Genomic DNA, 23,323 nt, shown 5'->3' on the forward strand with positions numbered 1-23,323 from the left:
ACAACTACAAAAGAAGTGTCCACAGAGTCATGAGACACCAACTGTCCACGAAGTCATGAGACATGAAGTGTCTACGAAGTCCTGAGACATCACAAGCTGCCATAACGCGCACAACTGCGACCTAGTTGGGCGGGGTTGGCGCGGGGCCGAGGACGTAGAAACGAAGGAAGGCACTCACGTCCACCAGTTCCGGTGGCTCGATCCGGTGCCCCATCCCGGGATAGGTGCGCGCGGTGAGGGCCATGTTTGCGTTGAGCCATTCCTTGGTGTGGGCGATGGCATCCTCGTTGATCACTGGATCGGCCTTGTCCCTCCCCCAGAAGAACGGCGGCGGAGTGTCGAAGGACTCAGACAATGCCAGGAGGTCGTTGTCCAGGACAAACCCGGAGAGGCCAACGGTGGCTGCGAACTGTTCCGGCTTGAGGCGCAGGAGGGTGCTGGCCATGGCCATGCCCTGCGAATAGCCCAGCAGGCTGACGCTGCTGTGGTTCTGCCGCACTGAGCCGATCCATTCGAAGACCTTGTTGGTGGAAGCGATGACGTCGGCAAAATCATTGGTCAGGAAGTAGTCCAGCAGGAACCAGCCATAGTGGTCGCCGATCACCTTCGGCCCGCGCAGGGCCACGCACGTGAACTCCTGCGGCAGGTGCGGAAAGAGGGAAACCATGCGTTCCTCGCTGGTCCCATAGCCGTGCAGCATCACCAACAAAGGAGTGCCCGCGCGCTCACTTTCGGGCTTCGACCAAACCACTGAATCCATGAGCCTGAGCCTAGTAGACTGACCGCATGACACCGCAGGAACTGGCCAATCTGGCCCATCTGCGGCGCGCACGCGACTTCATCGACCGGGAGTATGCGCGCCCGCTGGATGTGCCCACCATGGCAGCCGGGGCCCTCATGTCCCCGGCCCATTTTTCCCGCCAGTTCAAGGCAGCCTATGGCGAATCACCTTACAACTACCTCATGACGCGCAGGATCGAGCGGGCCATGGCCTTGCTGCGGGCCGGCACCAGTGTCACCGATGCCTGCATGGAAGTCGGATGTACTTCTCTGGGTTCCTTCAGCTCACGGTTCACGGAGATTGTTGGCATCACGCCCAGCGAGTACCGCACCCGCGAACATGAGGCCGTGAAAGCCATGCCCAACTGCATCGCCAAGCAGCACACCCGCCCCGAACGACGCAAAGCCACCACGGCCCCCACAAGCTGAGCAGGATCGAAGAAGCGCCCGTTTCGCGACTGCAATAGCGTGTGAGTCATGAACATCTCACTGAAATACGCACACGTCACTGTCAACGATGTCGACGAATCGCTCCCCTTCTACCGGGACGCACTGGGATTGGACGTCAGGAACGATGTCGGTTCGGACGGCCAGCGCTGGGTCACCCTCGGCAGCGACGCCCAGCCGGACCTCGAACTGGTGCTCTCCCCGCCGCACGCCGGGCGTTCCCAGGCCGACGGGGACGCCATCCAGGAACTCCTCACCAAAGGCGTCATGCCCATGCTCGTCTTCAGCACGGACGATCTGGACGGCACGTTCGAGAAGCTCCGCGCATCCGGCGCCGAGGTCCTCCAGGAACCGATCGACCAGCCATGGGGTCCGCGCGACTGCGCTTTCCGCGACCCCTCGGGCAACATGATCCGCATCAACCAGGGCTGACGCCCCCCGCATGAAGTACGACGGCGGTCTGGTCAGCTTGGGCACCCAAGCCAACCAGCCGTCGTCGTGCTTGAGCGGTACTTACCGGAGCATGAGTCCGGCGTCGGTCCGTTCGCCGTCTTGATGCGTCGAAGCGATGGCCGCGGAGACCACGTCAGCCAGCCGCAAACGGCGGCTGTAGGCGTGCCGCTGGAGTCGTTCACCCGTGCCTCGCCGGAGAATCGCCGCCACCCCGGCACGGGCCACTGCCAGGTCTCCCGTCTCCGTGAGCGCCGGGCCCACGTGGCGCAGCAGCGCACCCACGGCATCCCCAGCAGGGCAGGGCTCCAACTCCCCGGGGTGGATCAGCTGCTCGTTGACGCCGTAACGGCTGGCGCGCCAGTTGGACATGCGCAGCACGCTGGTCAAAACGTCCGACGGCGGCGCGCCCTGCCGCCACTGCCTCGCCGAGGTCTCCACCAAGGCCCTCGCGAGGACCGCGATGGTCAGGGCGTCCCCGGCGTAAAGGCAGACGTCGGCGATCCGCAGTTCCACTGTGGGCTGGCCGCGGGAAAGGCGCGCGTCGAAGTAGATCATGCCCTCGTCCAGGGGCACGCCGGTCTTGAGCAGCTCCCGCAGGACACTCCGGTATCCATCCGCCGATCCGAACACGTCCATGGGTCCGGCGGTGGGCCAGCGGTTCCAGATCTGGGTTCGGTAACTGGCGAAACCCGTGTCCGTGCCCATCCAGTACGGCGAATTGGCGCTCAAGGCCAGCAACACCGGAAGCCAGTGGCGCATGCGGTCCAGGACTGCAACGCCCTCTTCGGGCGACCCGATGGAAACATGCACGTGGAAACCACACGTGATCTGTTCCCGGGCAATCAGGCCGAACTCATCGCCCATGGTGGCGTAGCGCTGGTTGCCCAGGGTTGGCGTCGCATGGAAGACAGGTGGCGTGGCCAGGGCTGCAACCCGTGCGCCCATGGTCCTGGCGGCCTTGTCCGCGAGCGCCCGCCCCAGCTGGATTTCCTGGCGAAGGCCCTCGGCGGTGGTGCAGGGCCGGGAGTTCACCTCCACCTGTTCCTGCTTGAACTCGGACTTCAGCGATGGCCCATCATCCTGCTCGTGGTGCGCGGCGATATCCAGGACTCCGGAGGCAAGGGCCAGCGGCATCCCATCAATCGGATCGGCAATGAGGAGCTCTTCCTCTACGCCAAACGTTCGCATAGCCACCCCTCCCCACGGGTCATGTTTTCAGAGACGCCCGTCATCCCACGTGGCGCGGAACCTCCATTTGGAAGCCGCACCGGCAGTGGAGCACCTGTGTTTGCAGGTAGACCTCCAGAAGGCTGGGAGTGTCCGGATAGTCAGTGGTCCGGGGTGCTTCGATGAACCGTTCAGTGGGGCGGCCAAGTGTCATGGGCTCGCCGCAATGGGTGCAGCTGAACCACAGGCCGACCGCGGACGTAGAGAGGAATTCCGACTGGATCTCCGGGACCAGTTCGGCCAACGGGACGGCGTGGGCGTAGAAGGTATCGCATTCACTGCAGGTGTAGCTGACTTCGACAATCTCTGACTGGTTCGGCGTGGCCTCAACCACTGTTTCAACAAAAATGTACGAATCGGTATCGCACACTGTGCACCACGGGCGTGAGCCGGTGTCTTCAGTGGCGGGAGTTGCCCCAGGCAAGCGTTTCGGGGCAGGAATCGGGGAACCAAGCGTCATTGCCATTCTCCTTTTATTGCAAGCACCACCAAAGCGGTGGTTTCCGACAACCGTCCCTTGCGGGACACACTGAACAGCGGTCGGGAGAAGCTGATGCTCCTGTCGGAGCCCGCGTCCCTGGAGAGGGCTTGTCAGCCGGGCTCCGAGGTCGTAAGGATCCAGGGGCTATTGGCTTAACCCAGTAATGAATGTAGTTCAACAGTGCCGCACGTCACAAGACACGAGTGGCTTAACAGCATGCGCCTAGAGGTCGAAATGGGATACCGAGGCGGTCCCGGCAACAGCCTTGATCATGGCTTCAGCAACGTCCCGGAGCTTTTGGTTGCGGCCATTGGAGGCCTTTTTCAGCATCCCGAAGGCTTCAGCCTGGCTGCAGCGGTTCTGGCCCATGATGATTCCGCAGGCAAGGTCGATTGCAGTGCGCGAGGCCATGGCATCCTGCAGGTCTTCGGCATGCTGCTGCTTGGTTCCGATCCGCACGGCCAAGCGCAGCGAACGCTCTGCCTGGCTCGCATACAGCTCGCAATTGCGGACGGTTGCAGGATCGAAAATGTGGGCCTGCGGAGCAAAGAAGTTGAGCGCGGCGGTGGCTCCTTCGTCCAATTCCAGGGGCACGCACAGCACGGACAAATGCCCGCGACCGGCGATCACGCTGCAATAGTCGGACCATCTCTCCTCAGTGGCAGTGTCCTCCACCAGCACCGTGGTGTGGGTGCGCATGGCTTCCAGGCAGGGCCCATCGCCGAACGTCCGCTGGACCTCGTCGATCAACCGCGCCTCGTGGCTGTTGCCGGCAACCGTCAAGGCCTTGCGACGGCGGCTCAAGGTGATGCCGCAGAGCACGCCCAGCCCTACGGTGGCGGACACCGAATCGGCGGAGAACACGGCGAGTTCGCCAAGGAATCCGCCCACATCCTCACTGTCGATCACCAGGTCCTGGAGCTGCTCGGCCACGGGGACGTCGTCGGCAGCAGGCGCCTCCACGGGCATGGCCGTGTCCGGATGAATTTGGTCCATGCCACTATTATCTACACCTCTTCCGCCCCGAGCGGATCCCCCAAAAATCCTTGCATCTGCGGTGCACCTATGTGCACAATCTAGCTACGGTCTGCGTCGACGGACCCCGCTTCACAGCTCATGCAGACGGGCGCCCCCATATTCACACAGAGGTGAATGCCATGCCGGCCCAGCCTGCTTCGAGGGTTCCCGACGAAGCACACCAACCACCCGACGAGCCGCTGTGGTGCCCACGCTGCAACACCGACCAGCATCTGTTGGTGGATTCCATCCAGTCGCACTATCCGCCCGCGCCCAACAGGGTGGACGTCAGCTATCAGTGCGCGGAGTGCAGGTACACCTACGAACACCTGGCAAGCGTGCAGCGGGTGGCCGCCATCCTGAACCGGCCAAGCGGTGCCCAGGGCATCCTCCAATTCGGCGGCCAGTTCCTGCATTGTGGCAACCCCATGAAAACGCGCAGCTGCGAGCTTCGCCGCATCCAGGCACCCTTGGCGCTCAAGCCCGGGGCACCGTTGCGGCTCTACGAGGTCTACATCAACACCCGCGTCCTTGGATGCACGTGCGGCTTCCGGATGGAGATTCCGGACTAACCCGCACCATTTCGATTCAATCCGGCCTGGCCCGGACATAGAGGAAGAGAACGCATGCACGCAGAGAAGCGCAGGAAAGAGTCGCTGGCCACCAATGCGGGACCCCAGGCCGGGCGCAAGCACAAGTTGCCCGATCCGCCGGATCCGGACAACCTCCCCATCGACTACCTGGGCTCCGGCTGGGATTCCAGGAAGTATCCCTCCTCCACGCCGCGCACCCTCCGCCCCCAGCAGCGGAGCCACGGACGGAACGGGAAGTCGTGACAGAGCCAACCTCCGCTTGGGCTCCCGGGCCGGAGGGGCAGTCCAGGCCGGCGGGCCAGTCCAGCCCGGCGGGCCAGTCCGGGCCGGCGGGCCAGTACGGACCGGCGGGGCAGTCCGGGCCGGCGGGACGAACGGATCCCGCACGCGAACCTGCGCCCACACCGGAGCCGGTGCCGCTACCGGAGCCCGGACCACCGCCGGTTCCCGAGCCCACTCCCGAGCGGGAACCCGTACCGGGAACCACACCGCCGGACGGGCCCACCCCACCGGACGGACCCACACCGCGCGAACCATAGGTTTACCCACCCCCGGACCAGCGCCGCATCGACGGCAGGTCCCCTAAGACCGGATCCTTGCAAATCCCCCAGTCAGGATCCGAACGAGGGCATGACGCACTACAGGGAGTGCGTCATGCCCTCTGCCATGCGCGCGCCAGCGTCCGGGCGCAGGCACCACGTCCCCGTGTCACAACCCGGTTTCACCGCCCTCACCAAGCAATCTGTGTTTATGTTGTTTTCTATTGACTTACCAACATAAACACAGATAGAGTCAAGCAATTCCACATTACGTGTGACAGCAGTCACCGTGAGTGGAAGGCAATGAAGACAACGACTCACGCATGACGCAATGGAGGGTAAGTGTTCGCCGAAGAGCGCCAGCAGCTGATCTCCGCACTCGTCACAGAGCGCGGACGCGTCAGTGTCACCGAGCTGGCGGACCGATTCAGCATCACCACCGAAACCATCCGCCGGGACCTCGCAGCGCTCGAAGTTTCCGGCAACCTGCGCCGCGTCCACGGCGGCGCGGTTCCCTCGGACCGGCTCAGCACCCGCGAAGAAAGCATCTTGGAGCGCGCCATTCAGCGCCAGGCAGAGAAACTCCGCATCGCCGCCGCCGCCCTCGCCATGATTCCCGGGCCCACCACCGGCAGCATCCTGCTTGATGCCGGCTCCACCACCGAAACCCTCGCGGACCTGCTGGCACAGCGCACGCCGGCGTCCAACGGGTCAACGGACGAGCTCGTGGTGATTACCCACGCCATTCCCATCGCCGGCAAGCTGTCCGCCACTCCCGGCGTCGCCCTCCAGATCCTTGGTGGCCGCGTCCGCGGACTGACGCAGGCGGCAGTGGGACAGTCCACCGTGGACGCCGCCGTCAAGCTCCGTCCGGACATCGCGTTCGTCGGGGCCAACGGCATCCACGCCACCTTCGGGCTCAGTACCCCCGATCCCGAGGAAGCCGCGGTCAAGGCCGCGTTCGTCAAGTCGGCCCGCCGAGTGGTGGCCCTGGCCGATTCCTCCAAGCTGGACGCCGAAACCCTGGTCCAGTTCGCCACTCTGAAGGATGTGGATACTTTGATCACAGACAGGGAGCCCTCCGCAGAACTCGCGGCAGCCCTGGCCGACGCCGGCGTAGACGTGGTGGTCGCATGATCGTCACCCTGACCGCCAACCCCAGCCTTGACCGCACGGTGGAGCTGCCCGGACCGCTGGCCCGCGGCGAAGTGCAGCGCGCCACCCACGTCCACCAGGAATCCGGTGGAAAGGGCGTTAACGTTTCCCGGGCACTCGTGGCCTCCGGCCTTGAAACCCTCGCGGTCCTCCCGGGCGCCGATTCGGATCCGGTCCTTGCAGGACTGCACGACGGCGGTGTGCCGTTTGCGGCGCTGCCGATCGGCCAGGCGCTGCGCAGCAACGTGACGCTCACCGAACCGGATGGCGTGACCACCAAGATCAACGAACCCGGCCCGGAGTTGAGCGCCGAACAGCAAGAGGCCCTGATCGGGTTGCTGCTGGAGCGCTCCCGTGGCGCCAGCTGGGTAGTCCTTGCCGGCTCGCTCCCACCAGGGGTACCCGCCGACTTCTACGCCACCATCGCCCGCCGGCTCCGCTCCCGCTCCGATGGGCTCGCCGCACCGGAGATCGCCATCGACTCCTCCGGCGCTCCGCTCGCGGCGGCCCTGGAAGGGGACCCCGCCGGAAAGCCGGATCTCCTGAAACCCAACGCCGAAGAGCTTGCGGAGCTTGCCGCCGCGGCCGGTTTCACCCAAGTCTCCACCGCTGAGGAACTGGAGGCAGACCCGGCCAAAGCCGCCCAAGCTGCTGCCGCCGTCGTCGAAAGCGGTGTGGGTGCTGTACTCGCAACACTCGGATCCAAGGGCGCAGTCCTGGTGACGGCAGACGGAGCGTGGCTTGCCACGCATCCGCCGATCCAAGCCGTCAGCACTGTCGGTGCCGGCGATTCGTCCTTGGCCGGCTACCTGCTGGCTGCAAGCAAAGGTGGTTCCGCCCCGGACTGCCTCCGTCAAGCCGTGGCGCATGGTGCCGCTGCTGCATCGCTGCCGGGCTCCACTGTCCCGGCAGTCCACCAGACAACCCCAGACGCCGTAACCATCACGGCCCTCCAGAAGGACTAACAGTGACCCAGCTGATCACACCCCAAATGGTCACCCTCGACCAGAACCTGGGCGATGCCCCCGCCGACGTCATCCGTGTCCTGGCCGGCAAAGTAGCCGACGCTGGCCGTGCTTCCGAGGTTGAAGGGCTCTTCACTGACGCCTTCGCCCGCGAACAGAAGACCGCTACCGGCGTTCCCGGCGGCATTGCCATCCCGCACTGCCGTTCGGCCGCCGTCACGGAACCCGCCTTGGCCATGGCCCGCCTGTCCCACAAAGTGGACTTCGGCGCGAAGGACGGTCCGGCGGACCTCATCTTCTTCATCGCAGCCCCGGACGGCGCGGACCAGGAACACCTGAAGCTGCTCTCCAAGCTGGCCCGCTCACTCATCAAGAAGGACTTCACGGCGGCGCTCCGTGCGGCTTCGTCGGAGCAGGAGATCGTGGACTTGGTAGACGGCGCGCTGGCGGACAAGCCCGCAGCGCACGCCGCGGAACCTGCTGCTGCGGCCGCACCGGCCGCTTCTGCAGCCCCCGCGGGAAGCCCGACGGCGGCCGCCGCGCCCAAGCGCCTCGTGGCAGTTACGGCCTGCCCCACCGGCATTGCGCACACCTACATGGCAGCGGACTCGCTGGTTGCCGCTGCTGCCGAGATGGGCGTGGACCTGCAGGTTGAAACCCAGGGTTCCTCGGGCGCCAAGCCGCTGGACCCGGCGGTGATCGCTGCGGCAGATGCGGTGATTTTCGCCGTCGACGTGGACGTTCGCGGCAAGGAGCGCTTTGCCGGCAAGCCGGTCATCAATGCTCCGGTCAAGCGCGGCATCGACGAGCCCGCCAAGATGGTCCAGGAAGCCCTCGCTGCCGCCGACGATCCCCACGCACACCGCGTGGCCCATTTTGGGGCAGAAGAGCAGGCTGAACGTGAGGCCGAGGAGAAGAGCGAGCACATCGGCCAGAAGCTGAAGCGCGCCCTCCTCACGGGTGTGTCCTACATGATTCCGTTTGTTGCCGGTGGCGGCCTGCTGATTGCGTTGGGCTTCCTCCTGGGCGGCTACCTGATCACGGGCTTCGCGGACAAGATCGTGGTTGAGAACAGCATCTTCAACCTGCCCACCGAGTTCCCGGACAACGCCTGGGGTCCCTTGGGCGCCTACCTTGGCGCAGTGCTCTTCAAGATCGGCGCCCTGTCCCTGGGCTTCCTGGTTCCGGCTTTGGCTGGTTACATCGCCTACGCCATTGCCGACCGGCCGGGCATCGCGCCGGGCTTCGTGGCCGGTGCTGTCTCCGGGTTCATGGGCGCAGGCTTCCTGGGCGGCATCGTCGGTGGTCTCCTGGCCGGCTACATCGCCTACCAGTTGGGCAAGCTCAACGTGGCCCGCTGGCTCCGCGGCCTGATGCCGGTGGTGATCATTCCACTCCTGGCCTCCCTGGTGGCCTCAGGCCTGATGTTCCTGATCCTCGGTGCACCGATCGTCGCCCTGACCAACGCCCTCAACACCGGCCTGTCCAGCCTCACCGGCGCAGGTGCCATCATCCTGGGCATCATCCTCGGCCTCATGATGTGCTTCGACCTGGGTGGCCCGGTCAACAAGGTTGCCTACTCCTTCGCAGTTGCCGGACTCGGTACCGCCTCCGTGACCAACCAGGCACCGTGGCAGATCATGGCCGCCGTCATGGCCGCAGGCATGGTTCCGCCGCTGGCCATGGCCCTGGCAACCGTGCTGGACAAGAAGCTGTTCTCCCTCGCCGAGCGTGAGAACGGCAAGGCCGCCTGGCTCCTGGGGGCATCCTTCATCTCCGAAGGCGCCATCCCGTTCGCCGCTGCCGATCCGCTCCGCGTCATCCCCGCCAGCATGGTGGGCGGCGCAGTGACCGGTGCACTGTCCATGGCCTTCGCTGTCACCTCCAAGGCACCGCACGGTGGCCTGTTCGTCTTCTTCGCCATCGACAACTTCCTGTTGTTCTTCCTGTCGATCGCTGTTGGCGTGGTCATCACCGCCCTCCTGGTCATCGCCCTCAAGCGTTGGGCCGTCCGCAAGCCGGAGGCCGTTGAGGCCGAACCCGTACCCGCAACCGTCTAGACTCTCCACAACCTCACAAAGGAGCACCAATGCCTGAACGTACAGCCACCATCGCCAGCCGTGTCGGCCTCCATGCCCGCCCGGCAGCCATCTTCGCCGAAGCCGCGGGGGACCTGGACCTTGAGGTCACCATCGCCCGCGAAGGCGAACCGGCCGACGACGCCATGGACGCTGCCAGCATCCTGTCCCTTATGAGCCTCGGCGCTTCACACGGCGACGTCGTGGTGCTGCGGGCCGAAGGCGACGGTGCGGACGCCGCCCTGGAGAGCCTCGTGAAGATCCTCGAAACGGACCACGACGCCTGATCGTTCCCTGACCAGCTCCACGGAAAGAGCCTGGCGAAACCCCGCATGAGGGTATCGCCAGGCTCTTTCTGTATCCGGGGCGGGTTCGGGCGTCAGCCCTGCTTCCCCATCAGGAACTCGGCGATCGAGGGTTCCGTGGGCTTGATCTTCTCAAGCCCGCCGTCGAGGTAGGCCTCCACGATCCGCGGGTCCACGTAGGACGTGCGGGCCACGGCAGGGGTGTTGCCCAGCATCTCCGCAGCCTCCTTCATGGCTTTCACCAAGGCTTGGGGACGGGTCATGGTTCCGTCATTCTTCAGGAGGCACAGGGCTGCCGCTGCCGTGCCCTTCCAGGTGCGGAAATCCTTGGACGTGTACGCCTCCCCCGCGATGCTTCGGAGGTACTCGTTGACCATGTGCCCATCCAAGGGGACCCAGACGCCGTCGTCCTTGTACGAAAGCAGCCGCTCCTTGCCGGGCCTGCGCGCCAAAGGTTCCAGAAACGCCGCCAGGACGGGGTCATTGATGGACGTATCCCACCACTGCCCGCTCTTGCCGGGAAATTTCAGGGCTACGGCGTCGTCTTTGATGCGGGCGTGCCTGCACCTCAGGGTGGTCAGCCCATACGAGCCGTTCTGGCGCATGTAGCTTTCAGATCCGACCCGCAGCGCACCGAGGTCCATGAGACGGACGGCCGCCGCCAGGGTTTGCTGCTTCTGCGAGGAAGCGTCCTTCAGGTGCAGGGTGACTGCCCGGCGGATCGAGGGAAAAACCGAGCCGAGTTCCGCTGCGCGCTGGAACTTCTCAGTGTCCTTACGCTGACGCCAGCGCGGGTGGTACATGTACTGGCTTCGACCGGCCGCATCAACACCGGTGGCCTGGATGTGGGCGTTCTCGTACGGACTGATCCACACATCGGTCCACGCAGGCGGGATCGCCAGCGCTTTGATGCGCTGGCGATCCTCCTCGTTGAGCAGGGTTCCGTCGGGGTGGCGGTAACTGAAGCCCTTGCCCGAGCGGCGCCGGACGATGCCGGGCTTGGACAAGTCGCTTCGCCGAAGCCTGGCCATTCCGGCCGCCCTGCCGTCGTCGTCCCGGGCCGGTTAGGCTTCGTCGGGGTCGGTCACGGCCGTACCGGAACCCATGGTCTCCGCGTTGATCATCCACGCCAACTGCTCAAGGCGGGCGATGAACTCATGGAGGAGGTCCGCCGTCGTGGGGTCTTCGTCGTCAACTTCGTCGTGGACATCGCGCATTGTCTGCACGGCACGTTCGACTCGGTCGGTGACCAGTTTGACGGCGTTCTTGGTGTTCACCAGTCCGCCGGGGAATTCTTCAAGGCGCGTGCCCTTGGCAATGGTGCTGCTACGGCCGTCCGGGAGGGCGTGGAGGGCACGCATGCGCTCGGCGGTATCGTCCGCGAACTGCCGTGTTGCAAGGACCAGTTCATCCAGCTGGAGATGCAAGTCCCTGAAGTTCGGGCCCACAATGTTCCAGTGGGCCTGCTTTCCCTGGAGTTGGAGCTCGATCAGGTCTGTCAGGACGATCTGAAGGTTGTCTGCGAGTTGCTGTGACGCTTTCATGTTTTCCTCTCCTGGGACGCCGCCTGGACGTCCACCCAATCAACCAAGTGACTACTTCAATAACTCTTTCATAAGGGTGCTTAGTAGTACAATGAGGAGTGTCGCTGTTCACAACCGGCGAACCGACCTCACAGGATGGACCGGTTGCACGCAACGGCACAGGCACCATGGAAACGGTGGAACGCTTCCGGGTACCGGCATAACTCAATTGAAGTAAACGGAATGCATGTCAGGAACCCGTCGACTTACCGCCGGATTCCTCCCAGAAAGGAATGTGCTGACCATGAACACGCTTCTGATCATTGCTGGTGTAGTGGCGATTGTCCTTCTTCTTGTGGGCGGCTTCTCGTCGGCCCTTAACTGGCTGCTGTGGGTGGGCGTCATCCTCCTGGTAGTCGCAGCCATCGGCTGGCTTCTCAGCTTCATGTCAGGTCGCCGCGGCCACACAGTATAGAGCCCGCAGCGCGACACCAGCCGCGCCGTCAGGCCGGCACACCCAGATATCAAAAAGACCGTGAGGGCTGTCCCCGCAGCAATGCTGCAGCTTGGGGACGGCCCTCCGGCGCACTACCCCAAGCGGAGGTGCTTGAAGTGGCCGATACCGAGCCGGTCGCACGGACCGGCCGCAATGAATCCACCGAAGAGAAGATGGACCGCAACTGGCTGGAGCTGATCCAGGAACTGCGGGTCCTCCAAACCGGAGTCCAGATCCTGGGCGGCTTCCTGCTGACGCTCCCCTTCCAGTCGAGGTTCTCCACCCTGGACGACTGGCAGACCGGCCTCTATCTCTTCAACGTCATGGTCGCCTCACTGACCACCATCACGATTGTCCTTCCCGTCAGCATCCATCGACGGCTCTTCCGGCGCGGCCTCAAGGCAACACTCGTTTCCAGCGCAGACACCATCACCAAGCTCGCTTTGGCTGGCGTGTCCATCCTGATTGTCGGCTCGGCCGCGCTGGTTTTCGACATGGCCATGGGCAGGAATTCCGGCTTGCTCACCGGCGCAGTCCTCATCCTGGTGGTGTTGGTGATTGTTGTGGGACTCCCCTTCTGGATCCATCGCAAGGCCCTGCAAAACCGGGGGGACTGACCCTGGGAGCGGCCGCGGCCGACGTACCAAAGAAAGGATCTCCATCATGCCACGCAAAAAGAATCCCAGCCTCAAAGACCCCGAACTTTACGAGGAACTCCGCGATGATGGAGCCTCCAAGGAGAAGGCCGCCCGGATCTCGAATGCGGCTGCCAAACAAAGCCGGGGCGAAGTTGGACGCAAGGGCGGAAAGTCCGGCGACTACGACGATTGGACCGTGGACAAACTCAAGTCCCGTGCAAAAGAACTCGGCCTGAAAGGATACTCGGACAAGAAGAAATCCGAACTCATTTCACTGTTGAGGAACCACTGAATCACCCAACTGGGTCGCAGTAGATGCCGTTATGAAAGCTTCGAATCATGCGGTGATCGCAACACCTGATTATTGAAGGGTGTCGATTGCCGTGGTGAAGTTCTCGAATCGTTTGGTTTCTGAGGTTGTTCAGTCGTTCTGGCAACAGGTAGCGGACGGTTCCCGCTTTGAAGAAGCAGGAGAGTTCGTCGGATGGTCCGTAACGACCGTGCGGAATGAATTGAGGTCCTCGGGAGGGATCCGGCCACGCAGGGGCCGGACCCTTACCGGGCGTTCGCTGTCCTTTGATGAACGCGAGCAGATCGCTTTGCTCAGGGGCAAGGAATCCGTCCGTGAGATCGCCAGGCGGTTGGACCGGTCGCCCTCGACGATATCTCGGGAACTGCGTCGTAACGCTGATGAGGTCTACTACTACCGGGCCACCACTGCCCACGCCCGGGCCCACGCAAGGGCGGCCAGGCCCAAGACCGCTAAGCTCAAAAGCAACGAAGCCTTGCGCAAGGAAGTCGAAAAGCGACTCGGTAAGAAAGACTCACCGGTCCAGATCGCCGGCCGGCTCCGCAAGGACCACCCGAACAACCCGGAGATGTGGGTGTCACACGAGACCATCTACCAGTCCCTCTATCTTGAGTCCCGGGGCGGACTGAAACGGGAACTGGCGAAGAGCCTGCGCACCGGCCGGACCTTACGCAAACCCCCACGCCGCCCTGACGAACGCCGCGGCAGAATCCAGGACATGGTCATGATCGCCGACCGCCCCGCGGAGGTCGAAGACCGCGCGGTACCAGGGCACTGGGAAGGCGACCTCATCATCGGCAAGGACGGTAAAACCGCCATCGGCACTGTTGTGGAACGCACTACCGGGTTCGTGATGCTCGTCCACGTACCCGCAGATCAGAACCGTGCCGAGTCCGTCCGGGACGGACTGATCAGCAAAATGAGCGCCCTCCCCGACGAGCTGAGGCTCTCACTGACCTGGGACCAAGGGACCGAGATGAGCAGGCACAAGGAAGTGAAGATCGCAGCCGATATCGACATCTACTTCTGCGATCCCCACTCACCCTGGCAACGCGGCTCGAACGAGAACACCAACGGACTCCTGCGCCAATACTTCCCCAAAGGCACAGACCTCAGCATCTACAGCCAAACAGACCTCGACTACGTCGCCCACGAACTCAACGACAGACCCCGCCAACGATTCGACTTCTGCACCCCAAATGAGATGATCAGAACCTTCCTGTTGCGATAACCGCTAGAAACCGCCCGCTCAAAACGGCATCTACTGCTACGTAGTTGGGATGACGACGGCGGATGGCGACGACGGCGGGCCGGTCACCATCCGAGGTCACTCCGTGAGGCGCGGAACAGGCCGTAGCCGCTTGAGCCAGGCTTCGGTCTGCGCAATATGCGCTCCCATGGCGACGGCGGCCAAGGTGGGGTTCTTTTGTGCGATGGCTTCCAGGATCGCGGCGTGGCCGGCTGTGCTGCCTTCGCGCACGACGGTGCCTTCATCGCCGTCGAAAATATGGAAGTGGCCACCGCGCGAGCGGAACAGGCGGACAAGGCCGGCCAAGGTGGCATTGCCGCTTGCGTGGCAGATTTCCTCATGGAACCGCGAGTCCAGTTCAGAGTATTCGGAAGGGTCAGCCGTGTCTTCCATGGCCTCCACCAGGGCCGTGAGCGAGGCTAGGGCGGCAGGAGTCGCATTGGCCGCGGCTGCAGACGCCGCATGCGACTCCATCAATCGCCGGATTTCAAACAGCTCCAACAATCCATCCAGCGGAAGCAGGTCAACCAGCAGCGCGAAGTTCTGAAGGATCACCGTGGGTTCCAAGGACGATATGTACGTCCCCGAACCGTGCCGGGACTCCATGATCCCCAGAGCGGACATGGCGCGGACGGCCTCCCTCAAGGAGCTCCGTGATACTCCGAGTTGTGCGCACAACTCCGCTTCCGGGGGACATTTCTGTCCGGGTGCCAGCTCGCCCGATGCGATCTTGTTGCGCAGGCCTTGCATGGCCGTTTCAACTGCACCCATTTACCCGCCTCCTCCAGACTTGGTACACGCTACAGCACTACCGGCCGGGTATTCCGATCAGGCAAGTGGTCAGACTTCATGCGACAAGACATCTTATCTCTTAGATCAAAAGGCTTCATAGGTAGCCATATGTAGTACTTCTGATCCAGAGTCATCTTATGACTTTGCGGAGTAGTCTGTTGTCTCGGTCATATATGTGAGGTAACTTACAGGCAGTTCCTGACTCACCGACCTAGAAGGCCCTTGTGCACCCAGCCAGCAACCTGACGGCCCCGCGTCCCATGACAACCCCGGACGGCGCTCCTTCCCGCTCCGACTGGACCCTCACAGCCTCCAAGATCCACCTGAACCATGGCTCCTACGGTTCGGTCCCCCGGGCGGCGCAGGAATTCCAGTTGGAACTAAAGGCCCGCATGGACGCAAACCCGTGCACCTGGTTCATGGGCCAGTACAAGGCCGTGGCCGCCGCCCGGACAGACGTGGCCTCCTTCCTGAAGGTCGACGCCGGGGACATGGCTCTTGTACTGAATGCGAGCGCTGGAGTCACGGCCGTCTATAACTCGCTGGACTTCGGCCGCGGTGCGGAGATTGTCATGACGAACCACGCATACGGAGCCGTACTGCACGGCGCCTACCGCGTGGCGCGGAAGTGCGGCGGCAGCGTCCGCATTGCCGAGATCCCCTTGGATGCCGACGCGGAGACCGCAACGGCGCTGGTGATGGCGGAAGTCGGCGACAAGACGGCATTGATCGTGCTGGACCAGATCACTTCAGCTACGGCGCGGGCGTTTCCGGTAGAAGCCGTTGCGAAGGCCGCAAAGGACGCCGGGGTGCCCTTGCTTGTGGATGGCGCGCACGCACCGGGCGTGTTGGAGGCTCCCGTTCCCGCATTCGACGGGTACTGGGTTGGCAACCTCCACAAATTCGCGTGCGCACCCAGGGGTACAGCGGCGCTTGTCGCTCGTGGGGAGCGGGCCGAAGGCCTGGCGCCACTCATCGATTCATGGGGTTTCCCGTACAGCTTTCCGGAGAACTTCGACCACGTAGGCACCCAGGATGTCACGTCCTGGATGGCCGCAGGCTCCTCGTTCACCACCATCGGGGAACGATACGGCTGGCAGACATTCCGAAGCTATGCCACGGCTCTCTGCGATTACGGAGAAGCCATCATCGGCTCGGCCTTTGCGAACCTCACCGGAGAAAACCACACAGTAGATGTCGGCATGCCCGTCGGTCCGCTGCGGTTGCTTCGCCTGCCGCAAGGCTTGGCCACCACGCATGAGGATTCGCACACCGTTCGGGCGTTCATTTCAGACCAACTGGACATCGAAACCGCGGTGACCACTTTCAACGGCGAAGGCTTCCTGCGACTCTCCGCCCACCTTTACAACTCGCCGCAGGACTACGAAATCTTTGCTGAACGCGCTGTGCCGGAACTCGTACGGCTCGCCACATCCCTCTAAACATCACTGACCGCGCCACTGCAAGGCGCAATCCACCTCAACCAACCAACGGAGGACCAACGTGAAATCCAGAATCATGGCATCTGCCGCAGCAGGCCTGGCGGCAGTTCTGGCCTTGGCAGGCTGTGGCGGTGGCGTACAGAGCGCCGCCGATGGCAAGGTCACTTTGAAGATGGTGGAAAGCCTCACCAACCCCACCCGCACAGAGACTTTGAAGAAGCTCCTTGCGGGATTCGAGCAGGCAAACCCCAACATCAAGGTCGATCTCATCTCGCCGCCTACCGAGCAGGCTGACCAGAAGATCCAGCAGATGCTCCAGTCCGGCAAAGGCGTGGACGTGGTGGAGGCCCGCGACATCACCGTGGGTTCCTTCGGCGCCAACAACTGGCTCTATGACATAACCAAGGACCTGGATGGCTGGGACGGCTGGAACAACCTGACCGAAAACGCTGTCACCTACTCCAAGCAAAACGGCAAGACCTACTACATCCCCTACGGCTTCTACGGCCTCTCCCTCTTCTACCGATCGGACCTGGTCAAGGATGCCGGCTTCGACGGTCCACCGAACAGCTGGTCCGAGATGGCGAAGCAGGCCGAAGCCCTGAACAAGCCGTCGGAAAACAAGTTCGGCTATGCGTTCCGCGGGGGCACCAACGCCAACTCCAACGCCGTAGCCATCATCGAGGCCTACGTTGCCGACGAGATCGACCGCGAAAACGCGTTCAAGCTGACCAACGGCAAGACGATCTTCTCCTCCCCCAAGGCGCAGGAGGCCATGGACCTCTACATCGACCTCTTCAAGAAGGGGTCACCGCCGTCCTCCGTTGCGTGGGGCTACCCGGAGATGGTCCAGGGCTTCAGCAACGGCTCCACCGCTTTCCTGCTGCAGGACCCTGAGGTCATCGCGACCGTCAAGGAGTCGCAGGCCATCAAGCAGGACCAGTGGAATGTTGCGCCTTTGCTGGTAGGACCGGGCGGTAAGGCAATTCAGCCCGTCGCTTCCGCAGGTTGGGGCATCGCCCAGTCCTCCAACGCCAAGCCGGAAGCAGTGAAGCTCATTAAATACCTGGCCCAGGGCGACGCGGCCACCACGTTCAGCAAGGACAACAGCCTTGTTCCAACCCTGAAGTCCGCCGCCCAGGACACCTTTTACAGCACCGGCCCGTGGGCTGCCTACGTGAAGATGACGGAGAACCCCGACACCTACGTTTCGGCCATCCAGCCCCGCAGCGTGTCTTGGTGGACCGAGTGGATCAAGAAGTCCGACGGCGAACTCCAGCGGGTGCTCACAGGGCAGATGAGCACCTCCGAGCTGCTGGCCAGCTGGGACACGTTCTGGACAGAAAAGATGAAGGGCTAGAGGCCCCATGAGCCTCGACCTCAAGCGTTCCACCTCGCCGCCTTCCGGGCGCGAGGGCCTTCGAAGGGAACCGGCCAGCAGGAAAAGGCGGTTCAGTGGCAGGACAGCGCTGACCTTGCTGGCGTTCCTGGCCCCGGCCGCGGTATTCGTGGGGATCTTCACGTACTACCCCATGATCGCAGGCAGCCAGATGGCCTTCCGGAACTGGAACCTGAATGACCTTTCCGACACCTCGTGGATTGGCTTCGGCAATTTCCAGAGCCTTTTCGACGCACCGGAGTTCGGGACGATCGTCCGCAACACCGTGGTGTGGGTGGTCGGCTCCTTGGTCCCGCAGGTGGTCATCGGCTTCGCGGTGGCACTGTTCCTGAAACGCCGGTTCAGGATGCGCGGAGCGTACCAAGCCATGATCTTCTTCCCTTGGGCAGTGTCCGGTTTCCTCATCGGCATGCTGTTCCGTTGGATGTTCAATGCTGAGTTCGGCGTGGTCAACGACCTCCTGATGAAGTCCGGCCTGATCAGCTCGCCCCTTCCCTGGCTGTCCGATCCGGGCTTCGCCATGACGGCCATCATCATTGCCAACATTTGGTACGGCGTCACGTTCTTCGCCATCATGATCCTTGCTGCCCTGCAGTCGGTGTCGGACGAAATGTATGAGGCAGCCGCGCTGGATGGTGCGGGCAAGGTACGGACGTTCTTCAGCATCACGCTGCCCAGCATTTCCACGACGCTGGCTCTGACCATCCTGCTGCGGGTGATTTGGATCTTCAATTTCCCGGACATCATCTTCGCGATGACCGGCGGCGGACCAGCAGACCAGACCCACATCATTACCACCTACATGATCAAAATTACCCAGGAAGGCGACTACGGCAAGGCGTCTGCCCTCGGGCTGATCGTCATGGTCACGCTCATGCTGTTTGCAGCCTTCTACCTCATGGCTGTGCGCTTTCGAAAGGGAGCCCAATGATCAACACTCCAACGCTCGTTGGCCGGATCTCAAAGTTCCTCTTTCTGGGCCTGTGCCTGATCGTCACCGTCTTTCCGCTGTACTGGATCGTGGTGACGTCCTTCAAGGAACCGGGCGCCATTTACTCCCTTCCGCTGGACTATTGGCCCAAGCAATTGTCCTTGGACAATTACGTCGGGCTGTTCACGAAGTCCGACTTTGGCCAGTACATGCTCAACAGCCTGGTAGTGGCCTTGGTGGCAGCCTCCGTTGCCACGCTCATTTCCCTGCTCTCCGCCTACGTTCTGGCCCGGTTCCAGTTCTCCGGACGCGGGGCAGTATTGGGCGCCTTTCTGATCACCCAGATGATCCCGGGCTTCATCGCCCTGGGCCCGCTCTACCTGATGATGACCGACTTTGGCCTCGTGGACTCCAAAACGGGCCTGATCCTGATTTACATCGCCATCTGCATCCCGTTCTGCACCATCATGCTTCGGGGCTTCTTCGAGAGCGTCCCTGATGCCTTGGAGGAAGCTGCCATGATTGATGGTTGTTCCCGGATGGGTGCGCTCTTCAGGGTCATCGTTCCCGTAATGCTGCCCGGTATTGCTGCGAGTTTCGTCTTCAATTTCGTCAATTGCTGGAACGAACTGTTCTTGTCGGTAACCCTGATGAACAGCGACAGCAACAAAACCATCCCGACGGCGTTGGCCGGCTTTATCTCCAGCTTCAACATTGATTGGGGTTCCATGTCCGCTGCCGCGGTTCTCACGGTGGTCCCCACGCTGGTGATCTTCGCCTTCGCCAGCAAGTTCATCGTGCAAGGACTTACCGCAGGTTCCGTCAAAGGCTGAGACGAACGGCCCAACTGAGTCGCAGTTAAGCGCGTTTTGGCGGCTCTAAACGCGCTTAACTGCGACTCAGTTGGGTACAAATAACGACGGCGGGTCAAGCCTTTTTCTTGGCCCGCGCCTTCGGCTTGCTGGCAGTCTTGGTGGCGGCAGCATCGTCGTCGTCCGCTTTTTCCTTGCCGCGCTTCTTGTCGAGGCTCCGCTTGAGCGCTTCCATGAGGTCGATGACGTCTCCGCCCTCGCCTTCCCCTTCCACCACGCCGAACGTTGCCTCGGTGTCCAGGGCCTCGCCCTTCTCCAGCTTGGCCTCGATCAACGTCTTCAGCTGCGCTTGGTAGTCGTCGGTGTACTCGTCCGGATCGAAGTCATGGGCCATGGACTCCACCAGCGCGGAGGACATTTCGAGTTCCTTGTCCGAGATTTTGATGTCTGTTTCCAAGGATGGGAATTTGGCTTCGCGCACCTCGTCGCCCCACAAAAGGGCCTGGAGGAGCAGCACTTCCCCGCGCACACGCAAGGCACCAAGCCGGGTCTTTTGCCGCAGGGCGTACTGGACTATTGCAATCCGGTCCGTGTCTTCGAGTGTTTGCCGCAAAAGCATGTACGCCTTGGGCGATTTGGAATCCGGCTCAAGGAAATAGCTGCGCTCATACATGATCGGGTCCAGCTGTTCGGCCGGAATGAATTCCACTACTTCGATTTCGCGGCTGTTCTCTTCAGGGAGCGATTTCAATTCGGCGGAGGTGAGGACAACGGTTCGGCCTTCTTCTTCGTACGCCTTGTCAATGTCCTCGTAGGCCACCACATCGCCGCAAATTTCACATTTCCGCTGGTAACGGATGCGCCCGCCGTCCTTATTGTGGACTTGATGGAGTCCAATGTCGTGGTCCTCTGTGGCGCTGTAGAGCTTAACTGGTACGTTGACCAGACCGAACGCGATAGATCCCTTCCATATGGCCCTCATGCACCCAGTCAACAGCACAAGCCAACAGAGGAGAAGAGGTGGCAGGCAACCAGAAGGAACGCGTCACCGTAGAGGGCCACGAACTGACCCTCACGAACCTGGGCAAAATCATCTATCCCGAGACCGGCACCACCAAGGCCGAGGTGCTGGAGTACTACGCCGCGGTTGCGCCCTTCCTCATTCCAGCGGCGGCCAACAGGCCCGTGACGCGCAAGCGCTGGGTCAACGGCGTGGGCACGGCCGCGAACCCCGGGGAAGTGTTTTTCCAGAAGAACCTGGAAAGCTCCGTTCCCCGGTGGATCCCCCGTGCCACCATCCATCACTCCGACCACACCAACGACTACCCCATGGTCAACAACCTGGCCACGCTCACGTGGATGGCGCAGATTGCCTCCCTGGAAATCCACGTTCCGCAGTGGCAAGTGGATCCGTCCGGGACTCCCCTGCGGCCGGACCGCTTCGTCCTGGACCTGGATCCCGGTCCCGGTGCGGGTTTGCCGGAGTGCGTGGAGGTGGCCAAGCTGGCGCGAGCCATCCTGCAGGACATGGGCATGGAGCCGGTACCGGTCACGAGCGGAAGCAAGGGCATCCACCTTTACACCGGGCTCGAAGGGACGCTGAAGTCCGAGCAGGTTTCGACCTTCGCCCACGAACTCGCCCGTGCCCTTGAAGCGGACCACCCCAAGCTGGTGGTCAGCGACATGAAGAAGTCGCTCCGGAGCGGCAAGGTATTGGTGGACTGGAGCCAAAACAGCGGCAACAAAACCACCATTGTTCCGTACTCCCTGCGCGGCCAGCCGCACCCCACCGTCGCCGCGCCCCGGACCTGGGATGAACTCGACGATCCGGACCTCAGCCACCTCGAGTTCACGGAAGTCATGGACCGGGTGGGCACGGGCGAGGACCACTTCGCGTCGATCTCCGGCCGGCACCTGCCGCCCCACGCCGAGGAGAACGACGGCGGTACTCCCGCTGAGGGTGCAGGGTCGCCCACCACGGGTGGCCGGGAAAAGGTCACCGCGGAAGGACGCCTGGCCAAGTATGTAGGAATGCGTGATCCGGGCAAGACTCCGGAACCGTTCCCGGCGTCGTCCGTTTCCTCAAGCGGGACGGCCACCGCCTCCTCCGATCAACCGCGGCCCGGCGACCCTGCGCCGCCCGGCGGCATCTTCGTCATCCAGGAGCACCATGCCCGCCGCTACCACCTCGATTTCCGGCTGGAGCACGACGGCGTCCTGGTCTCCTGGGCCCTCCCACGCGGCGTTCCCGATACTCCGGACCGCAACAACCTGGCCGTCCACACCGAGGACCACCCCATGGACTACGCCAACTTCGCGGGAGTGATCCCCAAGGGCGAGTACGGCGGCGGAACGGTGACCATCTGGGATCACGGTGAATTCACGTGCGAGAAGTGGCGCGACGGCAAGGAAGTCATCGCCACGCTCACGGGTGAACCGGGAGGCGGCCTGGGCGGAACCAAACGGTTTGCCCTGATCAACACGGGCGATCGCTGGCTCATCCACCTGATGAAGGAGCAACCGGGAGGCCGGAAGAAAGCTGCCGCACCGGCGCCTGACGGGAAGGCAGCTGCGGACGCGAAGCCGCCAACCGCCGTCGAGCCTGAACCAATGCCTGGCTACACTCCCATGCTGGCCTCGGCCGGAACCACCGGAGAGCTCAGCGGCGGTGACTGGCTCTACGAACTTAAGTGGGACGGAATCCGCGCAATCATCACGGGCACGGAGAGCCGGATCCGCCTCATGAGCCGTAACGGCAACGACCTCACGGCAGCCTACCCGGAGCTCACGGACCGCAGCTGCTGGCCGGACGGCGATTTTGTGACCGACGGTGAGATCGTCGCCTTCGGAAAGGGCGGCAAACCCGATTTCGGCCGGCTGCAGCAGCGGATGAACCTGGTCAAGGCAGCGGACATTGAGCGGGCACGGGCATCGGTTCCGGTGCAGTTGATGCTTTTCGACCTCTTGTACCACCGCGGCGCGGACCTTAGCGGGCTGCCGTTCCGCGAGCGGCGGGAGCATTTGTCCTCGTTCGTGGACAGGCTCAGTGAGGGCTGTCCACTGCGCGTATCCGAGGTCCTGGACCACGACGTGGACGACCTCCTGGCGGTAGCTGCCGAACTCGGCTTGGAAGGCGTCATGGCCAAGAAGGCGGACAGCCGCTACACGGTAGGCCGGCGAAGCCGCTCGTGGATCAAGCTGAAACTGGAGAAGAGCCAGGAAGTGGTGATCGGCGGCTGGCGTCCCGGCGCGGGCGCAAGGAGCGGAACGTTCGGCTCGCTGCTGCTGGGAATTCCCGACGGCGGCAAGCTGCGGTATGTGGGCCGGGTGGGGTCCGGGTTCTCCGACTGGCAGCTCAACGACATCCTGGGGAAACTCCAGCCGCGCGCCACGAAGGATTCGCCCTTCCTGGACATTCCGCGCGAGGACGCCGCCGGGGCGAACTGGGTGGAACCCGATCTCGTGGCAGAGGTGACCTTCGGCGAATGGACCGGTCCCGGGCGGCTGCGGCATCCCGTGTGGAAGGGGTGGCGCCCGGACAAGTCCCCTTCCGACGTAACCCTGCCCAACTAGGTCGCATTTGTGCGCGTTATGAAGGCGGCGGAGTCATAGGGTCGTTGCAACGCTCTGATTGATGGAGCGTGTTGTGGTCAGGAATTTTTCGTTGGACGCCCGGCGGGAGTTTGTTGAT

At 62.9% G+C, this 23,323-nt stretch carries 25 protein-coding genes; 17 read left to right on the forward strand and 8 right to left on the reverse strand.

The window, feature by feature from the left end; translation table 11 throughout:
- Positions 1-121 precede the first annotated feature (121 nt).
- Positions 122-760 carry an alpha/beta hydrolase gene (locus ACIQT2_RS23015; RefSeq protein ID WP_400335701.1) on the reverse strand — a complete coding sequence of 213 codons (639 nt, stop codon included), beginning with the start codon at positions 758-760 and terminating at the stop codon, positions 122-124.
- Positions 761-786: 26 nt separating this feature from the next.
- Between ACIQT2_RS23015 and ACIQT2_RS23020 the strand changes: the two genes are divergently transcribed.
- Together ACIQT2_RS23020 and ACIQT2_RS23025 are read left to right on the forward strand one after the other, a co-directional pair.
- A complete protein-coding gene (locus ACIQT2_RS23020) occupies positions 787-1,209 on the forward strand; it encodes a helix-turn-helix transcriptional regulator (protein ID WP_400270013.1) in 423 nt (140 codons plus the stop codon).
- A 48-nt stretch (positions 1,210-1,257) separates the two neighbouring features.
- A complete protein-coding gene (locus ACIQT2_RS23025; protein WP_400335703.1) occupies positions 1,258-1,659 on the forward strand; it encodes a VOC family protein in 402 nt (133 codons plus the stop codon).
- An 81-nt stretch (positions 1,660-1,740) separates the two neighbouring features.
- On the opposite strand, the gene ACIQT2_RS23030 is transcribed toward ACIQT2_RS23025, so the two are convergent.
- The 3 genes from ACIQT2_RS23030 to ACIQT2_RS23040 all read right to left on the reverse strand — a co-directional run bounded on the left by ACIQT2_RS23030 (position 1,741) and on the right by ACIQT2_RS23040 (position 4,384).
- On the reverse strand, positions 1,741-2,868 hold the full coding sequence (locus tag ACIQT2_RS23030; protein ID WP_402951378.1) for a glutamate--cysteine ligase: 1,128 nt from the start codon (positions 2,866-2,868) through the stop codon (positions 1,741-1,743).
- Between the two features lie 40 nt (positions 2,869-2,908).
- Positions 2,909-3,367, reverse strand: a complete 459-nt coding sequence (locus tag ACIQT2_RS23035) for a hypothetical protein (protein WP_402951381.1) — start codon at positions 3,365-3,367, stop codon at positions 2,909-2,911.
- A gap of 243 nt (positions 3,368-3,610) precedes the next feature.
- Entirely contained in the window at positions 3,611-4,384 is a 774-nt protein-coding gene (locus ACIQT2_RS23040; RefSeq protein WP_402951383.1) for an ANTAR domain-containing protein, read from the reverse strand.
- A 161-nt stretch (positions 4,385-4,545) separates the two neighbouring features.
- On the opposite strand from ACIQT2_RS23040, the gene ACIQT2_RS23045 reads away from it, so the two are divergent.
- From ACIQT2_RS23045 to ACIQT2_RS23070, 6 genes are all read left to right on the forward strand, one after another.
- Positions 4,546-4,977 carry a hypothetical protein gene (locus ACIQT2_RS23045; protein WP_402951385.1) on the forward strand — a complete coding sequence of 144 codons (432 nt, stop codon included), beginning with the start codon at positions 4,546-4,548 and terminating at the stop codon, positions 4,975-4,977.
- Between the two features lie 54 nt (positions 4,978-5,031).
- Positions 5,032-5,241 carry a hypothetical protein gene (locus tag ACIQT2_RS23050; RefSeq protein WP_402951388.1) on the forward strand — a complete coding sequence of 70 codons (210 nt, stop codon included), beginning with the start codon at positions 5,032-5,034 and terminating at the stop codon, positions 5,239-5,241.
- Positions 5,242-5,879: 638 nt separating this feature from the next.
- Positions 5,880-6,674, forward strand: a complete 795-nt coding sequence (locus ACIQT2_RS23055; protein WP_402951390.1) for a DeoR/GlpR family DNA-binding transcription regulator — start codon at positions 5,880-5,882, stop codon at positions 6,672-6,674.
- Entirely contained in the window at positions 6,671-7,657 is a 987-nt protein-coding gene (locus tag ACIQT2_RS23060; RefSeq protein WP_400335717.1) for a 1-phosphofructokinase family hexose kinase, read from the forward strand. The genes ACIQT2_RS23055 and ACIQT2_RS23060 overlap by 4 nt, the downstream gene beginning before the upstream one ends.
- Positions 7,658-7,659: 2 nt before the next feature.
- A complete protein-coding gene (locus tag ACIQT2_RS23065; RefSeq protein WP_402951393.1) occupies positions 7,660-9,717 on the forward strand; it encodes a fructose-specific PTS transporter subunit EIIC in 2,058 nt (685 codons plus the stop codon).
- A gap of 29 nt (positions 9,718-9,746) precedes the next feature.
- Positions 9,747-10,022, forward strand: coding sequence for an HPr family phosphocarrier protein (locus tag ACIQT2_RS23070; RefSeq protein ID WP_402951396.1), 276 nt, complete (start codon positions 9,747-9,749; stop codon positions 10,020-10,022).
- Positions 10,023-10,114: 92 nt separating this feature from the next.
- Here the strand turns inward: ACIQT2_RS23070 and ACIQT2_RS23075 are convergent, their stop codons facing one another.
- Together ACIQT2_RS23075 and ACIQT2_RS23080 are read right to left on the reverse strand one after the other, a co-directional pair.
- Positions 10,115-11,071, reverse strand: coding sequence for a DNA topoisomerase IB (locus ACIQT2_RS23075; protein ID WP_400335723.1), 957 nt, complete (start codon positions 11,069-11,071; stop codon positions 10,115-10,117).
- A 33-nt stretch (positions 11,072-11,104) separates the two neighbouring features.
- Entirely contained in the window at positions 11,105-11,584 is a 480-nt protein-coding gene (locus tag ACIQT2_RS23080) for a Dps family protein (protein ID WP_402951399.1), read from the reverse strand.
- A 283-nt stretch (positions 11,585-11,867) separates the two neighbouring features.
- Between ACIQT2_RS23080 and ACIQT2_RS23085 the strand changes: the two genes are divergently transcribed.
- The 4 genes from ACIQT2_RS23085 (at position 11,868) to ACIQT2_RS23100 (ending at position 14,238) form a co-directional block, all read left to right on the forward strand.
- The gene (locus ACIQT2_RS23085) at positions 11,868-12,038 is read left to right on the forward strand and encodes a hypothetical protein (RefSeq protein ID WP_400335727.1); all 171 of its coding nucleotides are present in this window, start codon (positions 11,868-11,870) and stop codon (positions 12,036-12,038) included.
- 137 nt (positions 12,039-12,175) lie between these two features.
- The gene (locus ACIQT2_RS23090; protein ID WP_400335729.1) at positions 12,176-12,676 is read left to right on the forward strand and encodes a DUF6328 family protein; all 501 of its coding nucleotides are present in this window, start codon (positions 12,176-12,178) and stop codon (positions 12,674-12,676) included.
- A gap of 46 nt (positions 12,677-12,722) precedes the next feature.
- Positions 12,723-12,989 (forward strand): Rho termination factor N-terminal domain-containing protein, encoded by a 267-nt coding sequence (locus ACIQT2_RS23095; RefSeq protein ID WP_402951402.1) that lies wholly within the window; start codon positions 12,723-12,725, stop codon positions 12,987-12,989.
- A 208-nt stretch (positions 12,990-13,197) separates the two neighbouring features.
- Positions 13,198-14,238: an IS30 family transposase gene (locus ACIQT2_RS23100; protein WP_402951423.1), complete on the forward strand. Its 1,041-nt coding sequence runs from the start codon at positions 13,198-13,200 to the stop codon at positions 14,236-14,238.
- Between the two features lie 96 nt (positions 14,239-14,334).
- Here ACIQT2_RS23100 and ACIQT2_RS23105 read toward each other — a convergent pair whose 3' ends face one another.
- Positions 14,335-15,027, reverse strand: coding sequence for a FadR/GntR family transcriptional regulator (locus tag ACIQT2_RS23105; RefSeq protein WP_402951405.1), 693 nt, complete (start codon positions 15,025-15,027; stop codon positions 14,335-14,337).
- 245 nt (positions 15,028-15,272) lie between these two features.
- On the opposite strand from ACIQT2_RS23105, the gene ACIQT2_RS23110 reads away from it, so the two are divergent.
- The 4 genes from ACIQT2_RS23110 (at position 15,273) to ACIQT2_RS23125 (ending at position 19,653) form a co-directional block, all read left to right on the forward strand.
- The gene (locus ACIQT2_RS23110; protein WP_402951408.1) at positions 15,273-16,490 is read left to right on the forward strand and encodes an aminotransferase class V-fold PLP-dependent enzyme; all 1,218 of its coding nucleotides are present in this window, start codon (positions 15,273-15,275) and stop codon (positions 16,488-16,490) included.
- Positions 16,491-16,551: 61 nt separating this feature from the next.
- Positions 16,552-17,850, forward strand: coding sequence for an ABC transporter substrate-binding protein (locus ACIQT2_RS23115; protein ID WP_402951411.1), 1,299 nt, complete (start codon positions 16,552-16,554; stop codon positions 17,848-17,850).
- 7 nt (positions 17,851-17,857) lie between these two features.
- Entirely contained in the window at positions 17,858-18,820 is a 963-nt protein-coding gene (locus ACIQT2_RS23120) for a carbohydrate ABC transporter permease (RefSeq protein WP_402951413.1), read from the forward strand.
- Positions 18,817-19,653: a carbohydrate ABC transporter permease gene (locus ACIQT2_RS23125; protein WP_402951416.1), complete on the forward strand. Its 837-nt coding sequence runs from the start codon at positions 18,817-18,819 to the stop codon at positions 19,651-19,653. The genes ACIQT2_RS23120 and ACIQT2_RS23125 overlap by 4 nt, the downstream gene beginning before the upstream one ends.
- Before the next feature lie 94 nt (positions 19,654-19,747).
- On the opposite strand, the gene ACIQT2_RS23130 is transcribed toward ACIQT2_RS23125, so the two are convergent.
- The gene (locus tag ACIQT2_RS23130) at positions 19,748-20,614 is read right to left on the reverse strand and encodes a Ku protein (protein WP_400335390.1); all 867 of its coding nucleotides are present in this window, start codon (positions 20,612-20,614) and stop codon (positions 19,748-19,750) included.
- Positions 20,615-20,652: 38 nt separating this feature from the next.
- Here ACIQT2_RS23130 and ACIQT2_RS23135 point away from each other — a divergent pair, with 38 nt between their 5' ends.
- The gene (locus tag ACIQT2_RS23135; RefSeq protein ID WP_402951420.1) at positions 20,653-23,205 is read left to right on the forward strand and encodes an ATP-dependent DNA ligase; all 2,553 of its coding nucleotides are present in this window, start codon (positions 20,653-20,655) and stop codon (positions 23,203-23,205) included.
- Positions 23,206-23,323 lie beyond the last annotated feature (118 nt).

The sequence above is a fragment of the Paenarthrobacter sp. NPDC090522 genome (genome assembly GCF_044769225.1).
In the GTDB taxonomy this organism is placed as follows: Bacteria; Actinomycetota; Actinomycetes; order Actinomycetales; family Micrococcaceae; genus Arthrobacter.

Coding starts and splice junctions, on each gene's coding strand:
- ACIQT2_RS23050 (WP_402951388.1), top strand. CDS start 5,032: ATGCACGCAGAGAAGCGCAGGAAAGAGTCGCTGGCCACCAATGCGGGA.
- ACIQT2_RS23025 (WP_400335703.1), top strand. CDS start 1,258: ATGAACATCTCACTGAAATACGCACACGTCACTGTCAACGATGTCGAC.
- ACIQT2_RS23070 (WP_402951396.1), top strand. CDS start 9,747: ATGCCTGAACGTACAGCCACCATCGCCAGCCGTGTCGGCCTCCATGCC.
- ACIQT2_RS23030 (WP_402951378.1), bottom strand. CDS start 2,868: ATGCGAACGTTTGGCGTAGAGGAAGAGCTCCTCATTGCCGATCCGATT.
- ACIQT2_RS23095 (WP_402951402.1), top strand. CDS start 12,723: ATGCCACGCAAAAAGAATCCCAGCCTCAAAGACCCCGAACTTTACGAG.
- ACIQT2_RS23075 (WP_400335723.1), bottom strand. CDS start 11,071: ATGGCCAGGCTTCGGCGAAGCGACTTGTCCAAGCCCGGCATCGTCCGG.
- ACIQT2_RS23130 (WP_400335390.1), bottom strand. CDS start 20,614: ATGAGGGCCATATGGAAGGGATCTATCGCGTTCGGTCTGGTCAACGTA.
- ACIQT2_RS23045 (WP_402951385.1), top strand. CDS start 4,546: ATGCCGGCCCAGCCTGCTTCGAGGGTTCCCGACGAAGCACACCAACCA.
- ACIQT2_RS23040 (WP_402951383.1), bottom strand. CDS start 4,384: ATGGACCAAATTCATCCGGACACGGCCATGCCCGTGGAGGCGCCTGCT.
- ACIQT2_RS23120 (WP_402951413.1), top strand. CDS start 17,858: ATGAGCCTCGACCTCAAGCGTTCCACCTCGCCGCCTTCCGGGCGCGAG.
- ACIQT2_RS23060 (WP_400335717.1), top strand. CDS start 6,671: ATGATCGTCACCCTGACCGCCAACCCCAGCCTTGACCGCACGGTGGAG.
- ACIQT2_RS23085 (WP_400335727.1), top strand. CDS start 11,868: ATGAACACGCTTCTGATCATTGCTGGTGTAGTGGCGATTGTCCTTCTT.
- ACIQT2_RS23020 (WP_400270013.1), top strand. CDS start 787: ATGACACCGCAGGAACTGGCCAATCTGGCCCATCTGCGGCGCGCACGC.
- ACIQT2_RS23015 (WP_400335701.1), bottom strand. CDS start 760: ATGGATTCAGTGGTTTGGTCGAAGCCCGAAAGTGAGCGCGCGGGCACT.
- ACIQT2_RS23080 (WP_402951399.1), bottom strand. CDS start 11,584: ATGAAAGCGTCACAGCAACTCGCAGACAACCTTCAGATCGTCCTGACA.
- ACIQT2_RS23035 (WP_402951381.1), bottom strand. CDS start 3,367: ATGACGCTTGGTTCCCCGATTCCTGCCCCGAAACGCTTGCCTGGGGCA.
- ACIQT2_RS23125 (WP_402951416.1), top strand. CDS start 18,817: ATGATCAACACTCCAACGCTCGTTGGCCGGATCTCAAAGTTCCTCTTT.
- ACIQT2_RS23105 (WP_402951405.1), bottom strand. CDS start 15,027: ATGGGTGCAGTTGAAACGGCCATGCAAGGCCTGCGCAACAAGATCGCA.